Origin of the sequence: Streptomyces europaeiscabiei (genome assembly GCF_001550375.1) — a bacterium.
Classification (GTDB): domain Bacteria; phylum Actinomycetota; class Actinomycetes; order Streptomycetales; family Streptomycetaceae; genus Streptomyces; species Streptomyces europaeiscabiei.
Map to the genome: position 1 here is coordinate 1 of NZ_LRTR01000859.1, position 6504 is coordinate 6504.

Below are 6504 nucleotides of genomic sequence, written 5' to 3' on the forward strand. Positions count from 1 at the left end.
CCGCCCCGGCGACCCTCCCGCCACGGTCCAGCCCCTGGCTCCGCCGGCCCCGACCGCCGGCGTCTCGCCCACGCCCACCCGGATCTCCGGCCCGCTCGCCGGGCAGGTGCGGATCGTCGAGCCGGGCGAGCGCGTGGACGTCGGCAAGGGCACGCAGGTCTGGCTGACGAAGGAGGGCAAGCACGCCTACGAGCCGCTGATGTCCGAGATCCCCGAGTTCCAGGACCTGTTCGACGAGGACATCGACACCAGCCGCCCGGGCGCCGCGATGCAGGAGGCGGCGTCGGGCACCGAGTACGCGTTCCTCTCCGGCCTCTACTACGGCGGCCGGACCCTGGCGGCCGGAGTACGGCTCGAACTTCGCGACGGCCGGACGCTCGACGGCACGATCCTGCGGCTGGCCGGCAACGAGGAGTGGGGGGCCTGGTACGTGCTGACGAGCCGCAAGGAGGGTGTCTCGCACGCCGAGCGTCTGCGGAGCCTCACCCGCAAGGTCACGGTGTACGACAAGGACGGCATCGTCCTCGTGTCGAAGGAGTTCACCGACTGAGCGTCACCGCTTCTCGTACGCCGACCGCCGCCGAGACCAGGGTGCCGAGGAGGAGGAAGGGCACGCCCTGGACGACGACCGCCGTGAACACGGTCCACCAGGCGGCCATCGCGGGGGTGGCGAGGTCGAGCGCGACCACCGGGCCGAGCACGGAGGCGACGGTCGCGATGGCGATGAGCGCGAGACCGCCGGGGACGGCGTGGAGCAGCACGCGCACGGCGAGCCGTACGCCGTGGACAGCCGTCCCGGGACCTCCGGCGTTCCTCGGCTCTCCGCCGCCTCCCTGGCGCTCGGCGCCCCTCTGTTCCTGCGCGGTCTCCACATGCGGAGGTTAGGGAGCGGGGCTGTGCGGCGGCCCGGAATCGTCAGAGAGGCGGCTGTGCGGGGGCCGGGCCGAGGGTGGTGGTGCCGGGGGCGGTGCGGTGGCCGAGGCCGGTGCGGTAGGCGTCGAGGGCGGCCTCGACACGGCCGGTGCGGCGGTACAGGTCCCCGAGCAGGCGGCACAGGTCGGCCAGGTCACCGGCGGCGCCCGCCCGTTCCAGCAGGCTCAGCGCCCGTACGTAGTGTTCCTCGGCGGCGTCCGCGTCCCGGGCGTCCTCGGCGATGATGCCGAGGAGGCGGTGGGCGGCGGCGGAGTGGAGGGCGCCGCGTTCGGAGCTGAGGTCGCTGAGGACCTCGCGGAGCAGTGCGGCGGCCTCCTCGGACTTGCCCCGGCGGTGCAGGACGTCGGCGAGTTCGACGGCGACCTGGCTGGTGTAGAGGGCGGCGCGCTTGGCGGAGAGCATGCGGCGGGCCTCACGCAGCTCCTCCTCGGCGCGGGTGTAGTCGCCGTTCTGGGCGTGGAGGTAGCCGCGCATCCAGTGGCAGTTGGCCAGCTCGGTGCGGATCTGGAGCTGCCGGTACAGCTCGGAGGCCTTGGCGAGCGACGCGTCGGCCTCGACGATCCGCCCCTCGGCGATCATCGTCCGGGCGACCGAGCGGTGCATACGGGCGACGAGGGCGGGGTCGCCGGACTGCGGGGCGAGCGCGAGGGCCAGCTCGGCGGCCTGGGCGGCGCGGGCGTGGGCGCCCATGTCCATGTAGGGGGCGATGACCCCGGTGTAGAGGAGGAGCAGCGCGTCCGGGTCGTGCATACCGTTGCGGTTCAGCTCGTCGAGGGTGGACTCGTACAGGTAGCAGGAGTAGCGGAGTTCACCGGCGAGGTAGTGGGCGGTCGCGCGGCCGCGCAGGGCGGGGACGCGGGCCGGCAGCGGGGCGTCGCCGAGCCGCTGCTCGGCCTGTTCGAACCGGGTCTGGGCGGTCTCCAGGTCGCCGGTCTCCAGGGCGCATTCACCGAGCCCGAGCAGCGCGTCGGCCTGCTCGGCGACCAGCCCGTACTCCTCCGCCTCCGCGAGGACGACCGTGAACCCCTCGGCGGCGGCCTCGGTGGCGCCGCTGGCGAGGGTGCGCTGGGCGCCGGTCAGGCGCAGCCGCAGCTCGGTGGCGAAGCCGGCGGGGCGGCCGGTGGCCAGCTCCTCGAACCCCACGCCGAGCCGTTCGGCGATGTGCCGCAGGGCCGGTTCGGAGGCCCGGACCCGGCCGGCCTCCAGGGTCGAGATGTACGCCGGGGTGTACGCCGGTTCCGCCAACTGGCGTTGTGTGAGGCCCTGTTCCGCCCGCAGTCGCTGCACTCTGCGCCCGATGACCTCGGGATCGTCACGCTCGGCCGTACCTGCCATGACGTAAGCATGCCAGTAACCCCGCTTATACCGGCCGCTTTACCCCAACTCCCCACCATGCTCTTGCCGTTGGTAAGTCAAAGCCTTACGTTGAGTGACACGTCAAGCACGCTTGACTCATCCGTTCAGCCGTTCATCCGCTCATCCGCTCAGCCACCGTCAGAGTCGCTGTCACGGCCGCAGCCGCAGCCGCAGCCGCTCCGCATCGCTGTCGCTGCCGCGGTGGTGGCCATCGCCGTCGCCGGGAGGTCCCCGTGATCCGAGACCTGCTCACCCGCCACGCCCGCTCCGTCACCGCCGCCCTCGTCGCCGTCACCGCCCTGACGACCGCGGCCAACGCCTTCCCCCGCTGACCCGGGCCCGGCCCCGGCCGCCCGCTCAGAACTCGGCGGTGTCCACCTCGAAGCCGAGGGGCGCGGGCAGGGGAACGGCCAGCCCCATCTTGTGCTGGGCGCCCTTGGCGTACTCGTCACCGGAGGGCTCCGAGTACACGGTCACCTGGCCCTCCTCACGGTCGATGAGGAGGTAGACCGGGATACCCGCCCGGGCGTAGCCACGGATCTTCTTCTCCCGGTCGTGGGCGGCCGTGCTGTCGGAGGTGACTTCGGCGACGAGGAGAACGGAGGACGGGTCGTGCCACTCCTCCTGGTCGCCGAAGCTGCCCTTGGGGGCGATGACCAGGTCGGGGACGACGTGACCTGTCGCGGAGGAGCCGGGGACGGTCAGGCCGATGCCCGTGTAGTTGCGCAGGGACCGGTCGCTGCGCCGCTCGGTGACCTGGTCAGCGACCTCCGACACAATCTCCTCGTGCTCCCCGTTGGCCGGAGGTGTCACGCAGATCTCCCCTTCGATCAGCTCCACGCGCCAGCCCTCGGGGGCCGCCGCACTGAACAACTCGAAGGCCTGGTCCACGCTTACGCCGCCCATACGCAAGGGCTCCTCGTACTCGCCGTCAGGGTCGTCATAGGGACCGTAAATGTACTCGCCCTGGTACCCCGGCATGATGATCGGCTCCGCCGTCGCCATGTCAGACCTCCGTTCGCTCAGCGCGACGTTCTCAGCGTAGACCGGAAGCCCGCACAGGGAATCCGGAGCCATTCACTCGAACGAGTGCGCTGATCTTCAGGTCGGGCAGCGGCTCACGCCACGTACGCTCTCATGCCCGGAATCCAGAGCTGAGCACCCCGGGCCAGGACGAGGCTTTCCGCCCCGGCCCGGGGCCCTTGGTCAGTCGCCCACGCGTGGCAGGAGGGAGACCATCTTGCCGCCGTTACGGACGATCAGTACGTCCTCGTAGAGCAGGACCTGGGGCGTGAACCCGTACTTGCCGGGGTCGACGTGACCGCGCCAGAGCTGCTCGCCCGTGCGCACATCGAGGCCGGACAGGTCGCCGGCCGTGCCGAGGAAGTACACGACGTTCTGGCTCGGCGACACCACGGGAGTGGCGATGCCGTCCCAGATCGCCTCCCCGTCGGGCATCTTGACGCCGACCGGGGCGGTCCACAGGGTCTTCCCGGTCGTGAGCGAGTAGGAGGAGGCCTTGCCCTCCAAGGACACGGAGATCAAACGATCACCGACGAGTGCCTGGGTGGCTGTCCCCCCGTCGACCCGATAGGACCGTGAGGTCTGCTTCCCCGAGCTGTCGACGAGGGTCAGCACCAGGTTCTTGCTCTTCTGGGCCTCCTCCGCGAGGGTCTTGCTTTCCCGGGGCGGCACCGTGACCAGAGCCATCCGGTCCCCCAAGGTACCGATGAGTTGCTGCCTTTCGGGGAGGTCCGTGACCTTCTCGGTCCGTCCGGTGACAGGGTCGAGACGGAATACGTTGGTGTAGCCCGACGGATTCTTGGTGTCCTGCGAGCACAGGAGGTAGGGGACACCGTTCAACACCGTCCGGTCGCACCAGATGCCCTTGTCCCAGGTGTGGCGCCACTTCACCTCACCGGTCCGCGGATCGACGGCCGACAGCGTCCGGTCCGTCGGGGTATTGGCCAGTACCGCGCCGTCGATGAGCAGGGCGGCCTGGTCGTCGCGGTTGTCGCTCGCCAGCTCCACCGTCCACAGCACCTTGCCGGTGTCGGTGTTCACCGCCATCAGGTCGGTGCCGCCCGCGTAGTCGCCGTTCGGCTGCCTGTCGGCGGTGTGGTTCCGGTAGCCGTAGAGCACGCCGTCGCGCACGGCGAACGGATGGTCGGACCCGCTGCCATCGCCGTTGACCTTGACCGTCCACAGGCGTTCGCCGGTGTTCGCGTCGAACTTCGCGGCGTCGTACTTGTGCCCGGCGCAGTACAGCGCGGAGCCGTCCACCAGGCAGCCCCGCCCAGCGGCGTCCAGGTCGCTGATCCGCCACGGCTTCCAGCTCTCCGGCGACGCCGCCGGCCTCGCCGGCCGGTCCTGGTCGGTCACCCCGCCGCCCCCGAAGCCGAGGACCGCCCCCGCGGTGATCGCGGCCACGGCCGCCGCCGTCCCCGCCACCTGCGAGAAACGGCGTCGGGCGCGCCGCCGCACCACCTTCTCGACCAGGTCGCCGGGCGCCCGTACGCGGTCCAGGTCCACGGCGTGCAGAGTCTCCCGGACCTTCTGCTCCACCTGTTCCGTCGTCATCCCTGGGCCCCCTTCGGCGTAAGGCTGAGCTGCCGTGCCTGTTCTTCCGCGAGCCCGGCGGGCCCCAGTTCCGGTACGAGGAGCCGGAGTTTGGCGAGCGACCTGTGCGCCGTGCTGCGCACGGTGCCGACCGGACACCTCAGCAGTGCCGCGACCTCGGCCTCCGGCAGGTCCTCGAAGTAGCGCAGGACGACCACGGCCCGCTGGCGCTTCGTCAGTCGGCCGAGCGCCGCCCACAGCGCGATCCGCAGCTCGGACTCCGCCCCGGCGTCGGCCTCTGTGCCCGACTCGGGCAGAACGGGCACGGTCGTCTCCGCGCGGTGTCTGCGCAGCCGCCAGCGGTTGACCTGCTGGCGGTACATGACCTGGCGAACGTACGCCTCGGGCTGCTCGATGCTCGACCAGCGTCCATACACTTTCATCAACGCGATCTGGAGCAGATCCTCCGCTCCGTGCCGGTCCCCTCCGGTGAGCAGCACCGCGAGCCGCAGCAGCGCGGTGGAGCGCATCGCTACGAACTCCCGGAACTCGTCGTGACTCGACGCCTTCATCCAACCTCCCCCTTCTCGGCAACCATCACGACGTGATGAGCCGCGCACGGCTATCCCTCATCGAGTGAGATTGTGCGTCCGTCCCGGGGACACCCCGGGAGAGAGGTACGCAGCGGCACGCAGCCGCTAGTGGCACACCCTTCGGTACGGCGCGTCCGGTACGTACGTGTCCCACTCGGCTCGTGTCAGGTCCTCGTTCCCGGCGCGGGCGCAGACGTGGTCGACGACGCGGGCGGGGGCGACGGTGTGGCGGTGGAGGGGGACGTGGGTGCCGCCGGCGAAGAGGGTGGTGTTGTCGGGGCTGAAGGCGAGGGAGGCGATGCGTTCGCCGGGGGAGGGGAGCGGGCCGCCGAGGGGCTGTTGGGTGGCGGTGTCCCAGAGCTGGATGGTGCCGGCGTCGCCACCGACGGCGAGGGTGTGGCCGTCGGGGCTGAGCGCGAGGGCGCTCACCGCCTCCGGGGTCCCGCCCAGCGGCGCCGGGAAGACGTTGCGCAGGACTCCGGCCCGGCGGCGCAGGTCCCCGTCCCACAGGGCGACCCGGCCGGTGCGGTCGCCCGCCGCCACACGGCTGCCGTCGGGGCTGAAGGCCAACGCGCTGATGTGGTCGCCCTGGACGAGGTCCAGGGCGGCACTCCGCCCGGTGCTGCCGCGGGCGACCCGGTTGTCGCCGACGACCAGGTCGTCACGGGGGCTGAGCGCGAGACGGACGCTCGCCAGGCCCGGCCCGGTGAGGGAGTCCGTACGGCTGCGGGTCGCGGTGTCCCACCGCTCGTTGCTCGGTTCGCCGTCGGCCGGGGTCCGGGTGGTGAAGAGGGTGCGGCCGTCGGGGGACAGGGCCAGGGCCGTCACCGCCGTACCCGACTGGGTCCGCCCCAGGTCCAGCATGCTCTGTTCGCGGTCCCGGGCCAGGTCCCAGACGGTGAACCACTGGGGCGCGGCCGACCTGCCGGGCGCGGTGACCCCGTAGACGAACCTGCTGCCGTCGGGGCTGAACGCCATCTGGGGCACCACGTCGCCCGCGGCGAGCGGCGTCTCGGCGGGTGTGTCCTCGTAGGCCTCGCGGGGGACGGGCGGGGGCGGGGGC

At 71.7% G+C, this 6504-nt stretch carries 6 protein-coding genes and 1 pseudogene; 1 reads left to right on the forward strand and 6 read right to left on the reverse strand.

Features of this window, described 5'->3' with window-relative positions; translation table 11 throughout:
* Positions 1-550 (forward strand): hypothetical protein (locus AWZ10_RS43545; RefSeq protein WP_079104685.1); only part of this gene is annotated, 550 nt, incomplete at its 5' end.
* A gap of 19 nt (positions 551-569) precedes the next feature.
* On the opposite strand, the pseudogene AWZ10_RS43550 reads toward AWZ10_RS43545, so the two are convergent.
* From AWZ10_RS43550 to AWZ10_RS43575, 6 genes and pseudogenes are all read right to left on the reverse strand, one after another.
* A pseudogene (locus AWZ10_RS43550) lies at positions 570-767 on the reverse strand (permease); the annotation flags it as partial.
* A 148-nt stretch (positions 768-915) separates the two neighbouring features.
* The gene (locus AWZ10_RS43555; RefSeq protein WP_060893929.1) at positions 916-2268 is read right to left on the reverse strand and encodes a helix-turn-helix domain-containing protein; all 1353 of its coding nucleotides are present in this window, start codon (positions 2266-2268) and stop codon (positions 916-918) included.
* A gap of 378 nt (positions 2269-2646) precedes the next feature.
* Positions 2647-3195 carry a Uma2 family endonuclease gene (locus tag AWZ10_RS43560; RefSeq protein ID WP_060893931.1) on the reverse strand — a complete coding sequence of 183 codons (549 nt, stop codon included), beginning with the start codon at positions 3193-3195 and terminating at the stop codon, positions 2647-2649.
* A gap of 300 nt (positions 3196-3495) precedes the next feature.
* Entirely contained in the window at positions 3496-4869 is a 1374-nt protein-coding gene (locus AWZ10_RS43565) for an outer membrane protein assembly factor BamB family protein (RefSeq protein ID WP_060893930.1), read from the reverse strand.
* Complete coding sequence (locus AWZ10_RS43570) at positions 4866-5420, reverse strand: SigE family RNA polymerase sigma factor (protein ID WP_046707136.1); 555 nt, start codon at positions 5418-5420, stop codon at positions 4866-4868. Before AWZ10_RS43570 ends, AWZ10_RS43565 begins: the two co-directional genes overlap by 4 nt.
* 126 nt (positions 5421-5546) lie before the next feature.
* Positions 5547-6504 (reverse strand): WD40 repeat domain-containing protein (locus AWZ10_RS43575; RefSeq protein ID WP_425264533.1); only part of this gene is annotated, 958 nt, incomplete at its 5' end.